Annotated in this window: 17 protein-coding genes and 1 riboswitch; of the genes, 8 read left to right on the top strand and 9 right to left on the bottom strand. The window is 64.9% G+C overall.

Features of this window, described 5'->3' with window-relative positions; translation table 11 throughout:
- Positions 1 to 38 precede the first annotated feature (38 nt).
- Complete coding sequence (locus ACFELO_RS12655; protein ID WP_440958129.1) at positions 39 to 1,211, top strand: DUF418 domain-containing protein; 1,173 nt, start codon at positions 39 to 41, stop codon at positions 1,209 to 1,211.
- Positions 1,212 to 1,327: 116 nt separating this feature from the next.
- Here the strand turns inward: ACFELO_RS12655 and ACFELO_RS12650 are convergent, their stop codons facing one another.
- Positions 1,328 to 2,554: an argininosuccinate synthase gene (locus tag ACFELO_RS12650; RefSeq protein ID WP_440958128.1), complete on the bottom strand. Its 1,227-nt coding sequence runs from the start codon at positions 2,552 to 2,554 to the stop codon at positions 1,328 to 1,330.
- 131 nt (positions 2,555 to 2,685) lie between these two features.
- Between ACFELO_RS12650 and ACFELO_RS12645 the strand changes: the two genes are divergently transcribed.
- Complete coding sequence (locus ACFELO_RS12645; RefSeq protein WP_440958127.1) at positions 2,686 to 3,222, top strand: GAF domain-containing protein; 537 nt, start codon at positions 2,686 to 2,688, stop codon at positions 3,220 to 3,222.
- Here ACFELO_RS12645 and ACFELO_RS12640 read toward each other — a convergent pair.
- The gene (locus ACFELO_RS12640; RefSeq protein ID WP_440958126.1) at positions 3,201 to 3,887 is read right to left on the bottom strand and encodes an SdpI family protein; all 687 of its coding nucleotides are present in this window, start codon (positions 3,885 to 3,887) and stop codon (positions 3,201 to 3,203) included. The genes ACFELO_RS12645 and ACFELO_RS12640 overlap by 22 nt on opposite strands.
- Positions 3,884 to 4,168, bottom strand: a complete 285-nt coding sequence (locus tag ACFELO_RS12635; protein ID WP_440958125.1) for an autorepressor SdpR family transcription factor — start codon at positions 4,166 to 4,168, stop codon at positions 3,884 to 3,886. Before ACFELO_RS12635 ends, ACFELO_RS12640 begins: the two co-directional genes overlap by 4 nt.
- Positions 4,169 to 4,239: 71 nt before the next feature.
- Here ACFELO_RS12635 and ACFELO_RS12630 point away from each other — a divergent pair, with 71 nt between their 5' ends.
- The 3 genes from ACFELO_RS12630 (at position 4,240) to pyrF (ending at position 7,305) form a co-directional block, all read left to right on the top strand.
- Positions 4,240 to 5,640 carry an alpha/beta hydrolase family protein gene (locus ACFELO_RS12630; RefSeq protein WP_440958124.1) on the top strand — a complete coding sequence of 467 codons (1,401 nt, stop codon included), beginning with the start codon at positions 4,240 to 4,242 and terminating at the stop codon, positions 5,638 to 5,640.
- 82 nt (positions 5,641 to 5,722) lie between these two features.
- Positions 5,723 to 6,556 carry an SDR family NAD(P)-dependent oxidoreductase gene (locus ACFELO_RS12625; RefSeq protein ID WP_440958123.1) on the top strand — a complete coding sequence of 278 codons (834 nt, stop codon included), beginning with the start codon at positions 5,723 to 5,725 and terminating at the stop codon, positions 6,554 to 6,556.
- 62 nt (positions 6,557 to 6,618) lie between these two features.
- Positions 6,619 to 7,305, top strand: a complete 687-nt coding sequence (gene pyrF / locus ACFELO_RS12620) for an orotidine-5'-phosphate decarboxylase (protein ID WP_440958122.1) — start codon at positions 6,619 to 6,621, stop codon at positions 7,303 to 7,305.
- Between the two features lie 61 nt (positions 7,306 to 7,366).
- On the opposite strand, the gene trxA is transcribed toward pyrF, so the two are convergent.
- From trxA to tsaE, 6 genes are all read right to left on the bottom strand, one after another.
- Positions 7,367 to 7,687 carry a thioredoxin TrxA gene (gene trxA, locus ACFELO_RS12615; RefSeq protein WP_440958121.1) on the bottom strand — a complete coding sequence of 107 codons (321 nt, stop codon included), beginning with the start codon at positions 7,685 to 7,687 and terminating at the stop codon, positions 7,367 to 7,369.
- A 100-nt stretch (positions 7,688 to 7,787) separates the two neighbouring features.
- Positions 7,788 to 11,447 (bottom strand): UvrD-helicase domain-containing protein, encoded by a 3,660-nt coding sequence (locus tag ACFELO_RS12610; protein ID WP_440958120.1) that lies wholly within the window; start codon positions 11,445 to 11,447, stop codon positions 7,788 to 7,790.
- Positions 11,444 to 14,497 (bottom strand): double-strand break repair protein AddB, encoded by a 3,054-nt coding sequence (gene addB, locus ACFELO_RS12605; RefSeq protein ID WP_440958119.1) that lies wholly within the window; start codon positions 14,495 to 14,497, stop codon positions 11,444 to 11,446. The genes ACFELO_RS12610 and addB overlap by 4 nt, the downstream gene beginning before the upstream one ends.
- The gene (locus tag ACFELO_RS12600) at positions 14,494 to 15,216 is read right to left on the bottom strand and encodes a nucleotidyltransferase family protein (protein WP_440958118.1); all 723 of its coding nucleotides are present in this window, start codon (positions 15,214 to 15,216) and stop codon (positions 14,494 to 14,496) included. The genes addB and ACFELO_RS12600 overlap by 4 nt, the downstream gene beginning before the upstream one ends.
- Positions 15,217 to 15,218: 2 nt before the next feature.
- Positions 15,219 to 16,319 (bottom strand): aminoglycoside phosphotransferase family protein, encoded by a 1,101-nt coding sequence (locus ACFELO_RS12595; protein WP_440958117.1) that lies wholly within the window; start codon positions 16,317 to 16,319, stop codon positions 15,219 to 15,221.
- Entirely contained in the window at positions 16,300 to 16,761 is a 462-nt protein-coding gene (tsaE, locus tag ACFELO_RS12590; protein WP_440958116.1) for a tRNA (adenosine(37)-N6)-threonylcarbamoyltransferase complex ATPase subunit type 1 TsaE, read from the bottom strand. The genes ACFELO_RS12595 and tsaE overlap by 20 nt, the downstream gene beginning before the upstream one ends.
- A 138-nt stretch (positions 16,762 to 16,899) precedes the next feature.
- On the opposite strand from tsaE, the gene ACFELO_RS12585 reads away from it, so the two are divergent.
- The 3 genes from ACFELO_RS12585 (at position 16,900) to ACFELO_RS12575 (ending at position 20,833) form a co-directional block, all read left to right on the top strand.
- Positions 16,900 to 18,117 (top strand): NAD(P)/FAD-dependent oxidoreductase, encoded by a 1,218-nt coding sequence (locus ACFELO_RS12585; protein WP_440958115.1) that lies wholly within the window; start codon positions 16,900 to 16,902, stop codon positions 18,115 to 18,117.
- Between the two features lie 57 nt (positions 18,118 to 18,174).
- Entirely contained in the window at positions 18,175 to 18,495 is a 321-nt protein-coding gene (locus ACFELO_RS12580) for a 2Fe-2S iron-sulfur cluster-binding protein (RefSeq protein ID WP_440958114.1), read from the top strand.
- Between the two features lie 32 nt (positions 18,496 to 18,527).
- Positions 18,528 to 18,728, top strand: a riboswitch (cobalamin riboswitch).
- 152 nt (positions 18,729 to 18,880) lie between these two features.
- Complete coding sequence (locus ACFELO_RS12575; protein WP_440958113.1) at positions 18,881 to 20,833, top strand: TonB-dependent receptor domain-containing protein; 1,953 nt, start codon at positions 18,881 to 18,883, stop codon at positions 20,831 to 20,833.
- Positions 20,834 to 20,837: the final 4 nt, after the last annotated feature.

The following is a 20,837-nucleotide window of genomic DNA, read 5'->3' as shown; positions in this document are numbered from 1 at the left end:
TCCTTCCGAAACGTGAATGCGTTTGTGGAGGTGTGCCAATGCGAGATCGGATCCGGGTTCTTGACGCGCTGCGCGGCTTTGCCGTGCTGGGGCTGCTCATCGCCCATTTTCCCTCAACGGGGGGGACGAATTTCGCGTTCTCTGATCCGCGTCTACTTGGCGAAGGCCCGATGGCGATGGGGCTGTGGGCGACGCAGGCCGTGTTCATCGACGCGGCGATGCGCGGCGTGTTCGCGGCGCTCTTTGGCGCTTCCATGTCGATCCTGCTTTTTGGCTCCGGCGATCCGCTGACCCGTCGGGCGGGCTTTGTGATCCGCTGTATCGGCCTGTTTATCCTTGGCCTTTTGCATATGAGCCTGCTGGCCTGGTCGTCTGATATTCTGGCGATCTATGCGGTGGCGGGCATGGGTGTGCTGATCCTGTCCTGGCTGCCGGCGCGCTATCTGTTCGCCTGCGCGGCAGTGGGGTGGGCCGTGGTGGTCTTCTATGCCGGTTATCGCGAAATCGGGACCGAAACCCCGAGCTATGCCGAGATGATGGCGGTGCAGACCTTCCATGCTGAAGGGTATTGGCCGCATGTTCAGGCCTCGATCCAGACCTGGATCGCCATGATGACCAATGCGTCCGTTCTGGGACGCATTGCGGAAGCGGGCGGCTATATGCTGCTGGGGCTGGGCCTGATGCGTACGGGCGCGCTGACCCTCTCTACGGTGGCGCTGCGCCGCGTGGTGCTCGTGTCGGGGCTTGTGGGCGTCTCGCTCGCGCTCGGCACGGCGATCCATGGCGCGCTGGCGGGCTTTGTCTTTGACGTCAGCCTGCATCCGGTGATGCGCTTCTCCAAACCCTTCATCGTGATCTTCATGCTGTCAGGTTTCGTGATCGCGATGCGCTCGGCGATGTTTGCGCAGGTCAGCAAGGTGATCTTCGAGCCGGTCGGGAAGATGGCGCTGACCGGCTATATGGGCAGCTCGTTGATGATGCTGTGGCTGTTCACCGGCTTTGGCCTCAACCTGTACGGCCAGTTCGACCGGGTGGCCCTGTGGGGTCTGATGATCCCGGCGGGCGCATTCCTGATCCTCGCCTGCAATCTCTGGCTCTCCCGCTTCAAGCAGGGGCCGATGGAGAAAGCGCTGCGTGTGTTTATCGATAGCGGGACGGCGCTGATCATGCCGGTGCTCAAGTCCCGCACCAGACCCCTGCCGGCGGAGTAGATGCCTGGCGGGGCGTTGAGGGGCGTCCCCGCCGCATCGTTTGTTCAGCCCGCTGGCGCGTGCGTCCCCGGCTTCTGGGTGCCGGGGACGCATCGATTCCAGGCCTTACCTACCGACTAGTCGTTCTCGCCGAGGCGATGCTTGCGCTGGGCGATCAGTTTCAGACGCAGGGCGTTAAGGCGGATGAAGCCTTCCGCATCCTTCTGGTCGTAGACGGTGTCTTCCTCGAAGGTGACGTGCTCGAGCGAGTACAGCGAGTGCGGCGAGGACCGGCCCACCACCATGACATTGCCCTTGTAGAGCTTGAGGCGGACTTCACCGCTCACATGGCGTTGGGAATGGTCGATGGCGGCCTGAAGCATTTCGCGTTCGGGGCTGAACCAGAAGCCGTTGTAAACAAGCTTGGCGTATTTCGGCATCAGCTCGTCTTTCAGGTGCATGGCGCCGCCATCCAGAGTGAGCTGTTCGATGCCGCGATGGGCCGCCATCAGGATGGTGCCGCCGGGGGTCTCGTAGATGCCGCGCGACTTCATGCCGACAAAGCGGTTCTCGACAAGATCCAGACGGCCGACGCCGTGCTTGGCGCCCAGTTCGTTGAGCTGGGTCAGAACCGTCGCCGGGCTCAGCGCCTTGCCATTGATGCTGACCGCATCGCCGCGCTCAAAGCCGATGGTGACATATTCCGGGGTGTCCGGCGCATCCTCGGGATGGCAGGTGCGCAGGCAGACCTCGTTGAACGCCTCTTCGGCCGGATCTTCGAGCATCTTGCCTTCAGAGGAGGTGTGCCACAGGTTCGCATCGACCGAGAACGGGGCTTCGCCGCGCTTGTCGGACGGGACCTCGATGCCGTTCTCTTCGGCATACGCAATCAGTTTGGTGCGGGAGTTGAGATCCCATTCACGCCAGGGCGCGATCACTTTCAGGCTCGGATCCAGAGCGGCCACGCCCAGCTCGAAGCGGACCTGGTCATTGCCCTTGCCGGTGGCGCCGTGCGCGACTGCGTCCGCGCCGGTCTCGTGGGCGATCTCGACAAGGCGCTTGGCGATCAGCGGGCGGGCGATGGAGGTGCCCAGAAGGTACTGGCCTTCATAGACGGCGTTGGCGCGGACCATCGGATAGACATAGTCGCGCACGAAGTCCTCGCGCAGGTCATCGATGTAGATGTCCTTGATGCCGGCCTTCTCGGCTTTTCGTCGCGCCGGCTCCAGCTCTTCGCCCTGACCCAGGTCGGCGGTGAAGGTCACCACTTCGGCCTGATAGGCGTCCTGCAGCCATTTGAGGATGACCGAGGTGTCCAGCCCGCCCGAATAGGCGAGCACGATTTTCTTGATGTTCTGGCTCATGGCGCGTCCCGGCATGAAGGTTTCAAACGGGCGGCAACTTAGACCCTGAGCGGGTGCAGCGAAAGCGTCAGGTGCTTTACGGACTCAGAAACCTTTTGGGACAGATTGAATAAAAAATAAGGAGTCCGGGTATGTCTGAGACGCCCGTGAAAGCATGCTGTTCCATCATCGCTGACCAGCACCGGCTCGAGGCTGTTAAGGCCTTGTCAGGGCAGGAGTTCGACCAGCGTCTGGATCTGGATGCCCTGGCGCGCCTGACCGCCTATGCGTTCAAGGCGCCCATTTGTGTCATCTCACTGGTGAGCGACAAGACCGTCCGGTTCATCGGCAAGTTTGGTCTGGATGCGTGCGAGGTGGCGCTGGATGAATCCCTGTGCACCCAAGTGGTTTGCCGCGATGGGCCGGTGGAAATCCTGAACCTGTCCACGGATCCGGACCTGAGTGGTCACCCGGTCGCTGTGGGGCCGCCCTATGTGCGCGCCTATTGCGGGCAACCGCTTCTGTCGCCTGAAGGGCAGAATGTCGGGGCTGTTGCGGTGGTGGACACCGCGCCGTTCTTTCGCTTTTCCGATGAAGACCGTGAAGCGCTGAAGGCGGCGACGGAGATGGCGCGACGTCTGTTGTTTGGCGAGAAGGCTGTGTCCGCTCACTCCGAAGCGGCGGAGTAAGTGTCCCGGTCGGGATCGTTTTTCCAGACCCAGTAGGACAGGCCGACACTGACAACCACCATCACGCTGGTGCTGATCCCAAGGATGGTGAAGGCGACAGGCGGCGGCGCGAGCAGGAAACTGATCGCGGACACCCCGCCGCCTGCGAGCATCAGACGCCCGCCCCAGCGATGGGTGACATCCCAGGACTTGTCCGATGACAGGGTCCAGGGCGTGCGAATGCCGATCAGCCAGTTGGGTCGCGTCTTGGACAACACATTGCCAAGCACCGCCAGCAAACACGCGCAGGCGAAGCCAATGAACTGGCCGGGGCCATCCGCGCTGTCCATATGACCCAGCGCGGTCAGGGTGATCAGCGCCTGTGCTGCGGCCAGCACCCAGATCACGCCGGCCCAGACCGTGAGAACGGCGGGCGCAGATCGCAGGATGTTCTCGCCGCGCGGATCAATCAGCGGCATGAGCGAGAACAGGACGCAGAGAAACAGGGCCATGGCGGGCAGAAGGACGAAGCCTTCCACCTTGCCGCCCATGCGGTCGGGCGCGCCGTCGAGGCCGAAATGCACCGGAATCTCCGCTCCCGCCGCGGTTCCTGTCCATCCCCAGATCGACAAGCCCAAGATCAGCGCCAGAGGCGGCAGGGCGTACAGAAAGCCTTTGCGGATCATTGGGGGTCTCCCTTGCTGGAGCCGGATGTTTTGAGAAGGTCCATCATCAACGCCATGAGCTCTTCAGCGACACTGACATTGAGACGGTAGCGAATCTGGTTGCCGGATTTCTCCGACTGGATCAGGCCCGCTTCTTTCAGGGTCGCGAAATGGCGCGACATGGTCGGCTTTGCGACGTCAAACCGGTCCGCCAGTGCGCCTGCCGTCATGGGGCCATCGCGCAGAAGGCGCAGGACCTCGCGACGGACAGGATGGGCCAGGGCGGAAAAGACATCACTCATGATTTCGTATTTAGCCTAGACGCTAATTAGCGTCAATGCTAAGTGTGAGGTGACAACGATGGAGACCTGCCATGAAAACCGCCAGCTTCGCCCTTATCCCGTTCGCGCTGATGCTCGCATCCTGTGACGCGCAACCCCCTGTGCCGGCTGCGACGGAGACTGAAGTCACCGGGCAGGACATCGCCGCAGCTCCGGCCGATCCGGGTTTCGCCGGCGACTGGTCCGGAGAGCTCGATACGGGCGTGCGCACGCTTGAGCTGGCGCTTGAGATCGATCTGTCGGAGGACACGCCCGCCCTTACCCTCATTTCTGTAGATCAGGGCGGGGCGCGGGTGCCCATGGAGATTGTCCGTGTGGACGGCGCATCCCTTCATTTCTCCACCCCGGGCATGGCGCTTCAGTATGACGGCGTTCTGGAAGACGGCGTCATCACCGGCACTTTTGATCAGGGTGGACTGACGGCGCCCCTGGTGTTCTCACGTCCCTCGGAAGCGCAAGAGGACGCGTCTTCTGAAGCGCCGTTCTATGGTGCGGGCGAGGTGGTCCGGGTTGCCCTGGAAGAGGGTCATCTGGAAGGCGTGATCACGACCCCTGACGCTCCGCGCGCCGGGCTGGTGCTGATCAGCGGCTCGGGGCCGCAGGACCGGGACGGCATGATCGCCGGCCATCCGCTCTATGCCGCCATCGCTGATGCGCTGGCCGAGGCGGGCATGGCCAGCCTGCGCTATGATGATCGGGGCGTGGGCGGTTCGGAGGCTCCGGCGCCGCTGGCGCCCGCCGATCTTGCGGCTGATGCTGTGCGGGCGCTGGACGTCCTGAAGGCGGAAACCGGCCTGTCTTGCGTGGGCTATATGGGCCACTCCGAAGGCGGCTATCTGGGGCTTCTGGCGGCCAATGCCTCTGACGCGGATTTCATGATTTCGCTCGCCGGTCAGCATCAGGACATGGAGACGCTTCTGTATGACCAGTCCGAAGCATTGATCCGGGCGTCCGGGCAGGGCGAAGACGCTGTTGAAGCGAACCGGGTGCGTCAGGCCGCAGTATTTGAAGCGATCGCCACCGCCGAACCGGGGCAAGCGCCTGCCGCGATTGAAGCTGCGCTGATCGAGACGGGCTTGCCTGAAGCCTTTGCCCGCCAGCAAGGCCAGATGTGGGGCCAACCCTATGCCGTGGCCATGTTCGCGGGTGATCCGGCTGCGGCGGCGGCCGAATTTGACGGGCCGGTGCTGGGCGTCTTTGGCGAGACGGATCTTCAGGTGCTGCCCGAAAACGCGCAGGCGGCCCTTCTGGAGGCGCGCGGCGACAAGCCCACCCGCACGGTGATCGTGCCCGGCGTGGATCATATCTTTGAAGACAATGAAACCGGGGCAGTAACCGCCTATGGCGCGGCGGGCCATGCCCTGTCCCCGACGGCGTGGGCGATCCTGGTGGAAGAGACGCGCGCCCTGATCGATCAGGCGTGCACGGAGTGATGAGCCTGCGGTAGTTCTGGACAGAGCGAGGCGATCCGGTCACCCTTTGCTCATCGTGAGAGATCAAAGGATTGGAGATCACATGGCCCGGCGTCTCGCTCTTGTTACTGGCGCATCCTCCGGCATTGGCGCGGCCTATGCGCGGGAGTTTGCGCGTCGGGGCTGGGATCTGGCGCTGGTCGCGCGTCGCGAGGACCGGCTGAAGGATCTGGCTGAAGAGCTGAAAGCCCAGTTCGGCGTCGACAGCCTTGTGATCGCGGCGGACCTTGGTGACCCCAAGGCGCCGGAAACTATCGTCAAGACGATCACCGATCAGGGCCGGGTCATTGACGGCCTCGTCAATAATGCGGGCGCGGGCCGCCCGGGCGCCTTTGTGGAGCTGAGCTGGGAGGATCAGGCCCAGTTCATGGAGCTGATGGTCACCAGCTATCTCAAGCTCATGCATCTGGTGGCGAAACCCATGGCCGAGCGCGGCTATGGCCGCATCATCAATATCGCCTCGGTCTCCGCCCTGCTGCCCGCCGCCAACGCCCATACCCGCTATTCGGGCACGCTTTATCCGGGCGCGAAAAGCCTGCTCATCAAGGTGTCTGAAGCTTTGGGCCTCGAGCTCAAGGACCGCAATGTCCACGTCACCGCCGTGGCGCCGGGTTATACCTGGTCGGAGTTCCACGATGTGAACGGCGCGCGCACCACCGTCTCCAACCTGCCCTCCTTCTGGATGCTGACCGCCGAGGACGTGGCCGTGTCCGGCTATGACGCGGTTGAGCGCGGCGTGCCGCTGCGCGTGCCGGGGGCGTGGTACAAATTCCTCGTCGCCGTGTCCCGCATCCTGCCCGATCCGGTGGGGCAGGCGATCATGCGCATGCAGGAAAAGCGGATGGTGGCGCAGGCTCAGTCGAACGCCGCATCCTGACACTTGATCGCATGCGCGCAGCGGTCTAGGTCGCTGCGGCCGTCTTAGTTCCGGGGATGACCATGACCGACCGCCGCCTGATCACCGCCCTCGACCTGCCGACCATCAACGACGCTGAAGCGCTGGTGGAGACGCTGGGCGAAGCCTGCGCGCACTACAAGATCGGGCTCCAGTTGCTGCCGATTGGCGGCATGGATCTGGCGCGCTCACTCAAGGCGCGCGGCCATGATGTGTTCCTGGACTTCAAGCTGCACGACATCCCCGCCACGGTGGAGAAAGCCACCCGTTCGATCACGCAGGCAGGGGCGGACCTTCTGACCGTTCATGCCGAACCGCCGGTGATGCGCGCGGCGGTCGAGGGGCGGGAAGGCTCGGACCTTAAAATCCTCGGCGTTACCGTGCTGACCGCCTATGACGACGCCATGCTGACCCAGATGGGCTATGCCTATGGCGCGCGCGATCTGGTCATGCGCCGGGTCGATCAGGCGCTCGATTGCGGCGTGGACGGCGTTGTCGCTTCGCCGCAGGAAGCCGAAGCCATTCGGGCGCGCGTTCCTGCAGACTTCCTGATCGTGACGCCGGGCGTGCGTCCGGCCGGTGCTGCGCTGGGCGACCAGAAACGGGTGGCGACGCCCGAAGCCGCGCTGAAAGCCGGGGCCAGCCATCTGGTGGTGGGCCGGCCGATCAGCCAGGCTGATGATCCCTTCGCCGCCGCCCAGGCCATTGCAGACGAGATGGCGAAGGCCTGATCAAGAAAAACCCCGGAAGCCTGGCTTCCGGGGTTTTCTGTATCCTGGAGAGGATCAGAGCCTAGACGGCTTCGTTGATCCATTCCTCGATCTTGGATTTGGCCATCGCGCCGACCTTGCGGCTGACTTCCTCGCCATTCTTGAAGATCAGAAGGGTCGGGATGCCGCGCACGCCGTATTTGCTCGGCGCCATCGGGTTCTCGTCAATGTTCACCTTGGCGATAGTCAGCGCGCCAGCCTTCTCGTTGGCGATCTCCTCGAGCGCCGGGCCGATCTGCTTGCACGGGCCGCACCATTCCGCCCAGAAGTCCACCAGCACCGGGCCGGAAGCCTTCAGCACATCATTTTCAAAAGTATCGTCGGTAACCGCCTGGGTCGCCATGAGCCTTGCTCCTTACCAATAAACAACACGCATCCGCCCGGAATCAGCGCGGGTGCGGGTCTTGAGTTGACCGATCACCTAGGAAGCCCCAGCGCATCGGTCAAGCATCCGCTGGGCGTTGGGCGCGACTGAGCACCGCGTCCAGTCGCTCCGGGGGGAGTTCCATCAGGCGCGGCGCATCTGTCCAAAGTAGGGCGCACCGCACCGGTTTATCCGGGTGAAGTCCCTGCAATAGCGCGCGATACGCGGCCATTTGCGCGAGATAGGCGCGGGGCACATCCTCCACCTTTTGGGGCGGCGGCCGGTTGGTCTTGTAATCAACGATCAGGACTTCGTGATCAGTGACCACCAGCCGGTCGATCTGGCCATTGATGACCATGCCGCCCGGCAGACCCGCCGCTTGCCCCGCCACTGCGGCTTCAGCGCGGGAGCCGGGCTGGAACAGGGCTGCGAAAGTCGGATCAGCGATTACCCGCAGGGTTTCAGAGGCGATCTCGCGCCGCTGGGCGTCATCAAGATCAGTCTGGTTCTGAAGATAGCGCAGGGCCGAGGCCTCGCGGCGGCTCTCCTCGATATCAGGCAGGGTCTGCAACAGCTTGTGGATCAGCTCGCCCCGGCGGAAGCGCGACTGACCGCCCTCGGCAAGCGGCGAAAGCGAGGCCGGTTCAAATCCGCTTTCCTCTTCGCCCAGCAGCTTTGAGGGCGCGACCGAGCGCACGGGCGCCGGGTCGGCAGGGGGCGGCTGGATCGCCCAGCCCGGCAGAACGACCGGGGCGGCTTCAGGCGCAGCGCTCGCCTTGAGCGGTTTGGGATCGGCGCCAAAGCGCAGGCCGGGCGCAGCCTCCCAGCCGTTCTCTGTCGCCACGGCTTCAAGCGCGGTCTTCACAGACCGCCAGTCCGGGCCCGTCCAGCTGTGCAGGCAACGGTCATACCAGCTGCCTGCATCCACCTTGCCCGCCACGCCATGGGTATGCCCGCACACGATCAGACGATCGCGGGCGCGGGTCATCGCAACGTAGAGGAGGCGCTGATACTCCCCGTCCGCATCGAGCTCCTTGCGCTCGGCGATCGAGGCCAGCAGCGGCGGCGGCATCTTCATGTCCGGCGACCACAGAAGGCCCGCCTCTTCATGGGCGAACAGCCCGCCCGAGCGGTCCTTGGGCAATTGGGTGGTGTCTGGCAAGAAGACGATGGGCGCTTCAAGGCCCTTGGCGCCGTGCACGGTCATCACCCGCACCTCGCCGCGTCCGGCCTCCATCTCGCGCTTGATCTGCACGGCGTCCGCCTGCATCGCAGCGACGAAGCGCGACAGCGACGGCGCGCCTTCCACTTCGTGGGCGAGGGCGCGGTTGAGGAACTCTTCCGCCGGGTCGCGTGCCTCTTCGCCCAGACGCGCATAAAGCCGCGCCAGACGGCTTTCCCCGGTCGGGCTCGTCTCGGTCAGAAAGCGCGCGAAGAAGGCGTAGGGCGCATCGGTTTCTACCCGCGCGCGGGCGGTTTCAAGCGCGGCTTTCGCGTCGCGGAAACGCGGGTCGCCGGTGCGGCGCAGCTTGTCCCACAAGCGCGCGCCGGGCTCGCAGCTCAGATCATAGAGCGCATCGTCATCAAGGGGCGGAACCGCCGCCTTGACCGGATGGAAGAACGGGCTTTTGAGCACTTCGGCCAGAGACAGATCGTCTTCAGGCAGGAGCGCAAAGCTCGCCAGCGACAGCAGATCCTCGACCACCAGCTGGTCGGGCAGGGTCATCCGGTCTGCGCCCGCCACAGGCACATTCTTGAGCTTGAGGCGGCGGATGATCTCTTCAAACAGGCCGCCGCGCCGGCGCACCAGCACCAGAATATCGCCCGCATGGGCGGGACGCAGCCGCCAGGGCTTGCCTTCCTCCCACACGCCATCGCCGCGGGTGATGATGTCGGCGATCTCGCTGGCGACCGCCTCGGCGAGCTGGTTGCGCGCGGAATCCTTGCGCTCGGCGTCCACGGGGCGCAGGTCAAGCTCGTCTTCCTGCCCGCCTTCAGGCTTGGGAACGGCTGGCCAGATCTCCACACACCCCGGCGCATTCATCCGCGCGGCCACGTGTCCGTCATAGCGGTGGAAGGCCAGCGGATCGCGGCGCTCCTGCGTCTCGGGGTCGCTCATCAGGAGCTTGGTTTCCAGCCCCTCGACCCAATCCTTGCGCTCGGCGTTCAGGACCGCCGCTTCGGCGGCGAAGCAGGCATCCACCGCCGCCAGCACTTCGGGGCTTGAGCGGAAGGAGACATTGAGCGGCGGGCTTTCAAAGCGCAGGCGCGCCAGTTTCGCTTCGGTCTGAAGGCGCTGACGCTGGGCCAGAAACTCGCGCGGATCGGCGTTCTGGAAAGAATAGATCGACTGTTTCTCGTCGCCCACGCAGAAGACCGTGCGTTTGAGCGCATCGGGATGGCTCGTCTCATACGCGCCATCGCCCGCAAAGAATTCCTCGGTCAGCGCATTGATGACGGACCATTGCTCGGGGGCTGTGTCCTGCGCTTCATCGACCAGCACATGATCGAGCCCCTGATCGAGCTTGTAGAGCGCCCAGCCGCGCGCCTCGGAATCGGTCAGAAGGGCGCGGGCGCGCTCCACAAGGTCAGAGAAATCCACCCGGCGCAGACGGTTGAGGCGCGCCTGATAATCACTCAGCAATTGATCAGCGATGCGCAGCGCGGCGCGGGTCATCCGGTTGGCGGTGGCGGCGGCCAGCTTGGGCAGGATTTCATCGCCAACGCGATGGATTTCCGCGCCTTCATCACCAAACAGGGTGACGAGGATGCGATAATTCTCGCCGATTTTCTTGGAGAAGATGGATTTGGGCTTTTTCAGCGCGCCGGTCTTGGTGGTCAGAAATTCGATATAATAGTCAAAGGCTTCCGCGGAATCCTCTTCGGCCACATCAAGGATCTCCAGGAGCGCCTCGGCGCTGGCCTGATCGGTTTTCGTGCCGCCGGTCTGAAGCGCGCTCAGCGCGGCCTCCAGCGCGCCCACATCGGTATCGCCCCAGGCCTGGGCCAGCACCTGATCCACATCCAGATCCGGATCAACGCCCAGAAGCTCGCTCGCCTGATCCAGCAGGGCGTCCAGTGATCCCGCCTGCGCCCGTGCTGCCAAAAGTTCATGGCGCTTGCTCATGACGAAGGCGGAGAGCCGTGCGAGCGCATCCGCCCCTGAACCGTCAATCAGGGCGGCGATGGATTGGGCGATCTCGCCTTCAGGGTCACGGTGGGCGAGCCCGGAGAGGGCGTCCATGGCCTCAGCCTGCAAGGCCAGTCCTGACGCATCATCCTGCACCTCAAAGCCCGGCGGCAGGCCTGCTTCCAGCGGGAAGCGGCGCAACAGGCTTTCGCAAAAGGCGTGCAGGGTCTGGATTTTCAATCCGCCCGGGGTTTCGAGCGCGCGGGCGAACAGACGCCGCGCTTCATCCAGCGCCGGACGCTGACCTTCGGTCACAAGCGCGTCGAGCTCTTTCGTCAGGGCGTCATCGGGCAGGGTCGACCAGTCGCCGAGCTTTCTGAACAGGCGCGCCTGCATTTCGCCTGCCGCCGCCTTGGTGAAAGTCACGCACAGAATGCGATCGGGCTTCGCGCCCGCCAGTAGCAGTCGTGCGACCCGGTCGACGAGCACGCGGGTCTTGCCAGACCCGGCGTTCGCTTCCACGAAGACGCTGGCCGACGGATCGGCAGCGGTCGCCTGCGCCAGAGAGGCGCCAACGACAATGGCGGGGTCAAAACCGGGCTGGCTCATGATGCGCCTCCGTCACCCGCGTCATCTCCGGGCGCGCTCGCCCATTCCTTGCGGCGGGCCAGATGATCGTAATCGCCCCATTTATTGACGAATTTCACGCGCGGCTGGCTGGGATAGGTGCGGCGCGGATCGTCAAAGGCGGCCACCCATTTCACCAGCCGCTCCAGCGCCTGTTCGGCCAGAATGCCGGCGTCATCGCCATCAGGATTACGGACCACGGACTTGTCTTCGCCCGGCACGCGTCCGCCGGACAGGCGCACATACATCAGATCACCCGGCTCATGGCTGGGGGCGTCCTCAAACGCACCGCGCGCGGCCATCGCCGCCTCCAGCGGCAATTGCGGAGCAAAGCCCGCCGCGACTTCCTTGGCCGAGGGCGGCATGCCGGTCTTGTAGTCGAGAATATCGAGCGCGCCCGAGGGGCGCAGATCAATCCGGTCCGCCCGGCCTGTCAGGGTGAACAGGCCGGCAGGCGCGTCAAAGCTGAGATCGCCGAGCGCTTCGAGTGCGGCAGGCATGAACCCGTCCTCGCGTCGGGCGGCTTCAAAGGCGACCATGAACTGGGCCACACGCTCAAAGCGCTTCATCTCGATGCCGAGCGCGTTTTCGCTGAACCCGGCTTCAGACAGGGCGGTCTGACCATGCGCCAAGAGGCGCTGTAACGCGTCGCGCGGCAGAATGTCGGTGTCCCCGAGGCTTCGGACCCAGCGTTCCAGCGCCGCGTGATAGGCGGTGCCGCGTTCGGGCGCGCCCGCCGGACGGTCCAGCGGGTCGAGCTTGTCGAGTTTGAGGATCTTGCGCGCAAAGATCGAATAGGGATCGCGGATCCAGGTCTCGATCTGGGTGACGCTGAGCTTGCGTGGCCGCGCCTCGACCGGCGGGGCGGGCTCTGGCGGACGGATCACAGTCTGCTCGGCGGTCGCATCCAGCGCGCCCGCAAAGGCGAGATAATCCTGCGCCGGAGCAAGGGCGCTTTCCGCGCGTTCGCCCAGAGCGCCGCGCGCCAGTGTCTGCAAGCGCCACAGCCAGCGCGAAGCGACGGTGGGCGCGCCATCGACCTTGGCCGAGCGGGTCAGCGTCACATCGCGCGCGCAAGCCAGCTGGGCAAAATCATGCGCGGCGAGGCCGAAGCGTTCCTCGGGCGCGGACAAACCTGCGGCGATCCGCATGCCCCGGCTGAGGAAAGGATCAGACTTGGGCGCGGCGGGCCAGACGCCCTCATTGAGACCGGCGAGGATCACCCGGTCCGCTTCCGCAAGACGCGCTTCCAGCGGGCCCAGAATCTGAAGTCTGGGATGAGCGCCATAGCGCGGGCGAACAAGGCGTGAGCGGGCGGTTTCCAGAACGGCGCGTGTGAAGTTATGCAAGCTGACCGGCGGCAAGGCGTCGGCCTCTTCCATGAATTCGCGCATCAGCTGGGCGGCGTTTTCGCCTGCATCGGTCGCCCAGAGCCGGTCTGCGCCCGCCATTTCATCATTGCGGGCCAGCGCCTCGGCGCTTTCCACCAGCGCGCGGGTCCAGACGGCTATAGGCTGGGCGCCCTCAAGTGCGCTCAGGGGCGAGAGCGCGGTCGCCATGGCCTCGATGATGCCGCCCCAGCGTCTGCGCCGGTCATCATCCTCTCCGGCGCAATCACGCACATGCTCGTATAACGCATCCCAGTCATGACCGGGGCGTCGTCCCCGCAGGGCGCGACGTTCCATGGTTCCGAGCACGCCGCGCAGGGGCGCGCGTTCTTCTCCGAGGGAAAAGAGCGGCGAGGTGGCGAGCGCCGAGAACGCCAGAGCCGAGCCCGGATCGAGGGCGGCCTGAAGCACGCGGATCAGGAAGGCGCCCGACGGGGTGTCGGACAGGGGCTGACCGGCGGAATCGTCCACCGTCACGCCAAAGCGCGCCATTTCTGTGATGACCCGGCGCGACAGATTGCGGTCCGGGGTGACGAGAACGCCCCGTGCGCCCGGCGTCTCCAGGGTTTCGCGCAGCATCAGGGCGATGGCGCGGGCCTCTTCGGCGGGGGCGGGGGCATCAAGGACGCTCAAACCCTCAAGGGCGGTCTCAAACACATCCGCGCCCCAAGCCTCGCGCAGGTCTTCTACGCGGCGCAGCCAGTCGGCTGTGGCTTCTGCGGGACGCAGGGCTTCGGCGATGACGCGCGCGCGCGGGGCGTCCTGACGGCCTTCCTCGGCGCCCGGCCAGAACTGGACCGCCTTGCGGTCGATGCCGATTGTCTCGATCAGGGTCTTCATGGCGCGCTGGGGGTGGCCGTCATCAATGGCGGCCCAGCCCTCTTCATCCATGTCCCGTGCAAAACCGGGCAGTACAATGCAGCCCTGCGGCAGGCTTGCGACCGCGCTCAGAAGCTCGGCGGCGGCGGGAATGGAGCCGGTGGACCCTGCCGCGATCACCGGATCAGCGGGCGGATTGTCCCGCCAGCGTTTCGCCAGCGCTTTCAGGATCAGCGAGCGCCGCCGTGCCGGATCCACCCGCTGCATTTCCTTCAGACGCTCGGGCCAGGCGACCAGCACGATGTCGAGAAACATCGCCGCTTCCTGCATGTGGGCGGGCAGGTTGGCGCGCACCTGTTCGGTCAGCGCGCCCAGATCGTCCACATCCTCGGTCGCAAGATCATCCAGAAGCCGCGCCAGATCATCAGCCAGCGCCAGCGCGCCGCCTGCGCCCATGGAGCGACCCACCGCCTTTTCCTTTTGCAGGATCAGACTGGCGAGCTCGAACCGGCGTCGGGCGGGAGAGACGGCTTCGGGCGCAATGTCCGCCAGCTCGCCCGGCTCGAACGGCGGCTCGTCCGCATCCACATCCCCGATCGGGCGGATCATCGGCAAGAGCGCGGCTCCCGGCGACAGCCGGGTAAAGGCTTCGGCCAGTTCGCGCCCGGCGCGGCGGGTCGGGATCAGCACGGTGACCCGGCTCAACGCTTCGGGATCGGGGAACGCCTCGTTCAGGCCGCGCGCCAGCTCGGTCAGGAACGGCGCGGCGGGGGGCAGGGTGAAAACCCGGGGCGAAGGAGACGAAAACAGACGATCAGCGCTCATGAAGGGGAGCGTAGCCGATTCTCCGCCGCTTCACGCGCTTCAGGATCGCCTACATGCATCCAGAAGGCGTCCATCACGCACCCGTAAAGGCGTCCGGCTTCAAGCGCCGTGTTCCAGATGAGATTGGTCGAGAAGGGTTCGACCGGCAGGCCCTTGAGCACGCGCGGATGCAGGATCTGCACGCCGGTATAGGCATAGGGGGCGCTCTTGCGTTCGCCCCGGCGTTCGAGCTGGCCATCCTCGTGCAGGATAAAATCACCCGGCCCGTCAAAGCCCAGTGTGTTCGCCGTGGGGGTGATCAGCAGAAGCGCGTCCATTCGCTCGGGATCAAAGGCGCGCGCCAGCTTGCGCAATTCGCTTTCCCCGCCGTCCTCGCGCCAGACGGAATCGATGTTGGCGACAAAGATCGGCTGATCACCCAGCAGCGGCGCCGCTTTGGCGAGCCCGCCGCCGGTTTCCAGAAGTTCTGCACGCTCGTCCGAGATCGTGATCGCAGGAGCGGTGCGTTCGCTCAGATGGGCTTCAAGCCGGTCGGCGAAATGGTGGACATTGACCACCGCCTCTTCAACGCCCGCCTCGGCGAGACGGTCGAGCATCCAGTCGATCAGTGTTTTGCCGCCCAGCTCCACCAGCGCCTTGCAGCGATCATTGGTGAGTGGACGCATGCGGGTGCCAAGACCGGCCGCCATCACCATGGCGCGTTGGGGCGCTTGCGTCATGCTCAGCCCTTCTCGAACAGGGAGGGGGTCAGCGCCATCACGGCGGCTTTCACCGGAGCGAGCGCGGGGTGTGCGAGATCGCAGACGAAATGGCGCTCCACCCGCGGCAGCAGATCGAGATATTTCGGCTTGCCGTCGCGCTGGGCGAGGCGGACGAAAATGCCCAGAATCTTGGCGTTGCGCTGGGCGGCCAGCACGGCGGCGGCGGCGTCAAACGCCTCACGGTCCGCCAGGCCCGCCGCGTTGAAGAAGCGGTCGGTGAGCGGTTTGGCCAGATCGCCCGCCACATCCCGGCGCGCATCCTCGATCAGGGAGACCAGATCATAGGCGGGATGGCCGAACAGGGCGTCCTGAAAGTCGAGAAGTCCCACCTTGGCTTCATGTTCGCGCTGGGGCAGCCAGATCAGGTTCTCAGCGTGAAAATCGCGCAGCACGAGGCCGGGCGCGTGGTTGTCGAGATGCGGCAGCACCTGATCCCACGCCTTGCGCCAGTCGGACTTGTCCGCCTCTGACAGGGTCTTGCCGCGCCAGGGCGCATACCAGTCAGTGAACAGCTCGGTCTCGGCATGAAGCGCCAGCGCGTCATAGTCCTGAACCGTCCAGCCTTTACCGAAGGCCGTCGGCTGGCGCTCGAACGAGGAGCGGTAAATCGCGCCCAGCGTTTCCACGGCGGTGGCGTACAGCGCGCCTTCATGGGCGACCGCCGGGATCAGCCGCGCGAACAGCGCATCGGTCAGATCCTCGATGATCAGAAAGCCCTGATCGAGATCGGCCTCAAAAATACGCGGGGCGGAAAAACCACGCGCTGTCAGCGCGCCGGACAGCGCCGCAAAGGCGGTGGTGTTATTGCCTGCAAGGCGTGCAACAGCGTTATAGCCCAGCGCGATGCGCTCATCCTCGCTGGCGTCAATAGGGCAGGCGGGCGCTTCGCTGGCGCCGGGCGCGTCCATCAAGATGGCCGTGTCCTGGCCACGGCTCAGACGGAAATAGGAGCGGGTGGAGGCGTCGCCGGGAAAGGCGCGCACATCCGCATCGCCCCAGCCGGCGGCTTTGATGAAATCGGTGCGCGCCCGGGCGCGCGGATCAGTCTGCAAGTCCGCCAAGGCGCGTCTCCCAGCTTCCATGGGCTTTGAGGCGTGCGGTGCGTCCGCCCGCCACGGTGTCTTCAAGGGTGATGTCCAGCCGGTCGGCGGGCCGCCAGCCGCCCATGCGGTCGGGCCATTCGATCAGGGCCGCGCCATGATCAAGCGCCTCGTCGATTCCCAGCTCATCAAGCTCTTCGGGGTCTTCAAGCCGGTAGAGGTCGGCATGCAGCAGAACCAGACCCTCTTGGGTCTCATAATGCTGCACGAGGGTGTAGGTGGGGCTCGGCGCATCGGCAATGCCGGTCAAGGCCTCGATCGCCCCGCGCGCCAGCGTGGTCTTGCCTGCGCCCAGCCCGCCTTCCAGCAGCACCGCATCGCCCGCCTTCAACAGACGCGCCAGTCGCGCGCCGAGATCGGCGTTGGCGGCGGGATCAGGCAGGGACAGGACAAGCTCGGTCATACAAGGCTGATAGGACGGCTCGCGCACAGCGGCAAGAGTTCGCAGCGCTCGCGCTTGCGCAGCACAGCGCTTGACTTGCACCGGCGGGCGCGGCGCCATGCGCGCACAAGAACGAGACAACAGGGAGCGCGGATCGCAGTGTCCGGAACGGTCATTATCGGTGGCGGCCAGGCCGCCTTGTCCGCAGCCGCCGAGCTGCGCAAGCGCAAGTATGATCAGTCGATCATCATTCTGGCGGGCGAAACCGCCGCGCCCTATCAACGTCCGCCCCTGTCCAAAGCCTATCTCGCGGGCGAGCTGCCGGTGGACCGGCTCTGGCTCAAACCGGCTGAATGGTATGACAAGGCCGATGTGGATCTGCGCACCGGCGTGCGGGTGACCGCGATTGATCGCAGCGCCAGCGAAGTCATCACCGATACCGGCGAACGTATCCGCTATGAGCATCTGATCCTGGCCACGGGGGGTGAAGCGCGCCGCCTGCCGCTGCCCGGCGCAGAGCTTTCAGGCGTGCATGTGCTGCGCACGCTGGCGGAAACCGAAGACCTCTCTGCGTCCTTCCATGAGGCCCAATCCATCGCCATCATCGGCGCGGGCTATATCGGCCTTGAAGTCGCGGCGTCTGCGCGCAAGCGCGGCATGAGCGTGACCGTGCTGGAAGCCGCCGAGCGCCCCATGTGCCGGACGGCGAGTCCTTTGTTGGGCGGCTGGTTCGGAGCGATCCATCGCGGTTATGGCGTCGATCTGCGCGTCAACGCGCCGGTGAAAGCGATTGTTGGCGAAGCCGGCAAGGTGACGGGCGTCGAGCTGGGTGATGGCGAGATTGTCGAGGCCGATACCGTGCTGGTCGCAGCCGGTCTGACGGTGAATGATCATCTGGCCAGCGCCGCAGGTCTGGCATGTCAGGATGGCGTACTGGTCGATGAAACCGCCCGCACCGAGGATGAACGCATCTACGCCATCGGTGATGTCGCGCGCTTTCATTCCAAGCGCTATGACCGTTCGATCCGGCTGGAATCGGTTCAGAACGCTATTGATCAGGGCAAGGCCGCGGCGCAAGCCATTTGCGGCCTGGAGGTCGATTATGACCCTGTGCCCTGGTTCTGGTCGGACCAGTACGAGATGAAGCTGCAGATCACCGGCCTGATCGAGGGCGCGGACACCATGGTGCGCCGGGGCGATCCCGAAGAGGGCAAGTTCGCGCTCTTCCATCTCAAAGACGGGCGCATCGTGGCGTGTGAGGCGGTCAATTCCGCGCCGGAATACATGGCCGCCCAGCGCATGATCGCCATGAGCGCAACGCCGGATCCGGACCGTTTGCGGGATCCCGGAGTGGCGATGCGCGATTTCCTGTCCTAAATAGCGCCCAACACGCGGGCCCGGGCCTGCACCCGATCGAATGAGAAGACGACTGACATGGCCAAGATCACCTATATCGAGCATGACGGCGCCACCCATGAAGTGGATGTGCAGGACGGGCTGACCGTCATGGAAGGCGCGATCCGCAACATGGTGCCCGGCATCGACGCCGATTGCGGCGGCGCCTGCGCCTGTGCGACCTGCCATGTCTATGTGGACCCGGCCTGGACGGACAAGACCGGCGAGCGCTCGTCCATGGAAGAATCCATGCTCGATTTCGCCAGCGATGTTCAGGAGACTTCGCGTCTGTCCTGCCAGATCAAGGTCACAGCTGAGCTGGATGGCTTGATCGTGCGCCTGCCTGAAGAGCAAGGCTAGGCCCGCTTGACCGGGGGCGCGTCCCCCGACTACACACCGAGATACGCGACGGTTCTCCCGCGAGGGAGCGAAGAGGGAACACCGGTGCGACGCGCAAGCGTCTGGTCCGGGGCTGTACCCGCAACTGTGAGCGGCGAGCGAGGCGCTAACGGCCACTGGATCGTCAGATCTGGGAAGGCGGCGCACCGCATTGACCCGCAAGCCAGGAGACCTGCCGACGCGGTCGCTCGTTCACGGTGCGGGAACACACCATCTGAACGCGGAAGTCTTCCGTCTGCAGCGACGTCCGGCGCGTCGAGACTTGTCCTGACCTCGTCAGGATGAAGCGCCGTTGCACTCGCTGCCGTCCGGGTCGCTCGCGCCCGGTCGCGAACGGAGGCTTCAGATGAAAGCCCGTATTTCCCTCGCGGCCCTCGCCGCCGCGCTCTCAATCGCTCCGGCGCTCGCCTTCGAGACGGTTGAAACCCCTGACGACACCATCGTGGTGACCGGCGTGCGCGCGCCCAGCTTGCTGGAACGTCTTCCCGCCACGCTCGACGTGATCGACCGCGCCGAGATCGATCTCAAGAACCAGAACACCCTCGTTGAGGCGCTCGCTGCGACGCCGGGTCTTGCCGTCGTGCAGTCCGGTCCCGCAGGTTCGACCGCCAGCGTGTTTGTACGCGGCACGAACTCCAAGCATGTCCTCGCGCTTTATGATGGCATCCGTCTTAATGATCTCGCCGCATCGAACGGCGCGTTCAATTTTGGCTCTGACCTTGTGGGGGATGCGGGCCGGATCGAGATCGTGCGCGGTCCGCTCTCTTCGCTCTACGGCTCGGACGCTGTGGGCGGGGTGATCAATATCCTGCCGCGCCGCGCGCCGGAATCCGGTTCTGAAGTCTATGGCGAAGCCTCTGTAGGTGATTTCAACACCTATCACGCGCTTGTTGGCGGTGGGCTTCGCGAAGGCCGGTTCAATCTGGCCGCCACGGCGGAATACCAGCAAAGCAATGGCTATGACGTGACGCCGGAGCGCATCTCGACCCGGAATGGCGATCCTGACCCGTCCGAGTTCACTGTATTGTCGGCCAATGGCGGCTTTGCACTGACCGAAGCGCTGAGCCTTGAAGCTCTGGTGCGTCACCGCGAATCCCAGGTCGATTTTGACACCTTTTCCGGTGGCCCCTCTGGCTTCCAGCGCGCCGATGATCCGGACCTGCGCAGCGAGGACGAGAGCACCTTGTGGAGCCTGGGGCTGGTCTACGCCCGTCCGGTGAATAATTTCGAGAGCCGTTTGCGCGCAGGTCGTGTGGAGATGGCGCTGGACAGCTTCAATGATGGTGCGGTCACGGATCGCTATGACGGCGAGCGCGCGTTCGCCCAATGGTCCAGTGTCTGGACGCCGGACAGCCTGTCCGCCCTGATCGATCCGGTGGTCAGCTTCGGCGTCGAGTATCAGGACGAGCGCGCAAAGACGGACACCGCCTTCAATGCGCCCTTGTCGGTCAGCGAAGACCTGTGGTCGGCCTATGCCGCGGTGCAGGCGGGCCTGACCGCACGTCTGGACGTGACCGGGTCCATCCGGTTTGACGATTATGACGCCTTTGGCGGCCAGACGACCTTCAATCTGGGCGCGGTCTATCGTCTGGATGTGCTCAACACGCGCCTGCGCGCCAGCTATGGCGCGTCCTTCAAGGCGCCCAGCCTGTCCGAGCGCTATTCAAGCTCGGCCTATGTGGCGGCCAACCCCGACCTTGACCCGGAAGAGGGCAAGACGTTCGAGATCGGCTTTGACAGTGCTCTGGCGCTGGCGGGGCGTGAGGATGCGCTTCGGTTCGGGGCGGTCTGGTATGACAGTGAGATCGAGGACCTGATCGAGTACGTTTATGACGGCGCTCTGTTTATCGGCCAGAACCGCAATGTCGGCGAAGCGGACCTGCAGGGCTTTGAGGCGTTCGCCGAGTGGGCCCCGGTCGATCAGGCCAGCCTGCGGGTGGACTACACCTATACCGACGCGGTGAACGCGACGACCGGGGTGCAATTGCTGCGTCGTCCCGAAGACAGCTGGGCGGTGACGGGGACGTGGCGCCCGATCGAGATCGCTTCCCTCAGCGCCACCTGGCGCTATGTAGGCGAGCGTCTGGACGCCACCTATGACGATGACGGCTTCTACGCCAGCGGCGCAGGCCGCACCCCGTCCTATGACACGGTCGATTTGACCGGCGTGCTGGATGTGTATGAGCGGCTCCAGCTGGTGCTGGGCGTGCGCAATCTCCTGGATGAAACCTATGAGCCGGTCGCGGGCTTCGCCGGCACGCCGCGTGCGGTGACCTTCGGCGTGCGGGTGCGTCCGTAAAATG

It is taken from the genome of Oceanicaulis sp. LC35 (assembly GCF_052055585.1).
Taxonomy (GTDB): Bacteria; Pseudomonadota; Alphaproteobacteria; order Caulobacterales; family Maricaulaceae; genus Oceanicaulis.
Note: the sequence above shows the minus strand (reverse complement) of the source record. Positions and strands in the feature narration are given on the sequence as shown.

Bases quoted from the DNA above. Each gene is read 5' to 3' on its own strand.
- ACFELO_RS12655 (WP_440958129.1), top strand. From the start codon at position 39: ATGCGAGATCGGATCCGGGTTCTTGACGCGCTGCGCGGCTTTGCCGTG.
- ACFELO_RS12650 (WP_440958128.1), bottom strand. From the start codon at position 2,554: ATGAGCCAGAACATCAAGAAAATCGTGCTCGCCTATTCGGGCGGGCTG.
- ACFELO_RS12645 (WP_440958127.1), top strand. From the start codon at position 2,686: ATGTCTGAGACGCCCGTGAAAGCATGCTGTTCCATCATCGCTGACCAG.
- ACFELO_RS12640 (WP_440958126.1), bottom strand. From the start codon at position 3,887: ATGATCCGCAAAGGCTTTCTGTACGCCCTGCCGCCTCTGGCGCTGATC.
- ACFELO_RS12635 (WP_440958125.1), bottom strand. From the start codon at position 4,168: ATGAGTGATGTCTTTTCCGCCCTGGCCCATCCTGTCCGTCGCGAGGTC.
- ACFELO_RS12630 (WP_440958124.1), top strand. From the start codon at position 4,240: ATGAAAACCGCCAGCTTCGCCCTTATCCCGTTCGCGCTGATGCTCGCA.
- ACFELO_RS12625 (WP_440958123.1), top strand. From the start codon at position 5,723: ATGGCCCGGCGTCTCGCTCTTGTTACTGGCGCATCCTCCGGCATTGGC.
- pyrF (WP_440958122.1), top strand. From the start codon at position 6,619: ATGACCGACCGCCGCCTGATCACCGCCCTCGACCTGCCGACCATCAAC.
- trxA (WP_440958121.1), bottom strand. From the start codon at position 7,687: ATGGCGACCCAGGCGGTTACCGACGATACTTTTGAAAATGATGTGCTG.
- ACFELO_RS12610 (WP_440958120.1), bottom strand. From the start codon at position 11,447: ATGAGCCAGCCCGGTTTTGACCCCGCCATTGTCGTTGGCGCCTCTCTG.
- addB (WP_440958119.1), bottom strand. From the start codon at position 14,497: ATGAGCGCTGATCGTCTGTTTTCGTCTCCTTCGCCCCGGGTTTTCACC.
- ACFELO_RS12600 (WP_440958118.1), bottom strand. From the start codon at position 15,216: ATGACGCAAGCGCCCCAACGCGCCATGGTGATGGCGGCCGGTCTTGGC.
- tsaE (WP_440958116.1), bottom strand. From the start codon at position 16,761: ATGACCGAGCTTGTCCTGTCCCTGCCTGATCCCGCCGCCAACGCCGAT.
- ACFELO_RS12580 (WP_440958114.1), top strand. From the start codon at position 18,175: ATGGCCAAGATCACCTATATCGAGCATGACGGCGCCACCCATGAAGTG.
- ACFELO_RS12575 (WP_440958113.1), top strand. From the start codon at position 18,881: ATGAAAGCCCGTATTTCCCTCGCGGCCCTCGCCGCCGCGCTCTCAATC.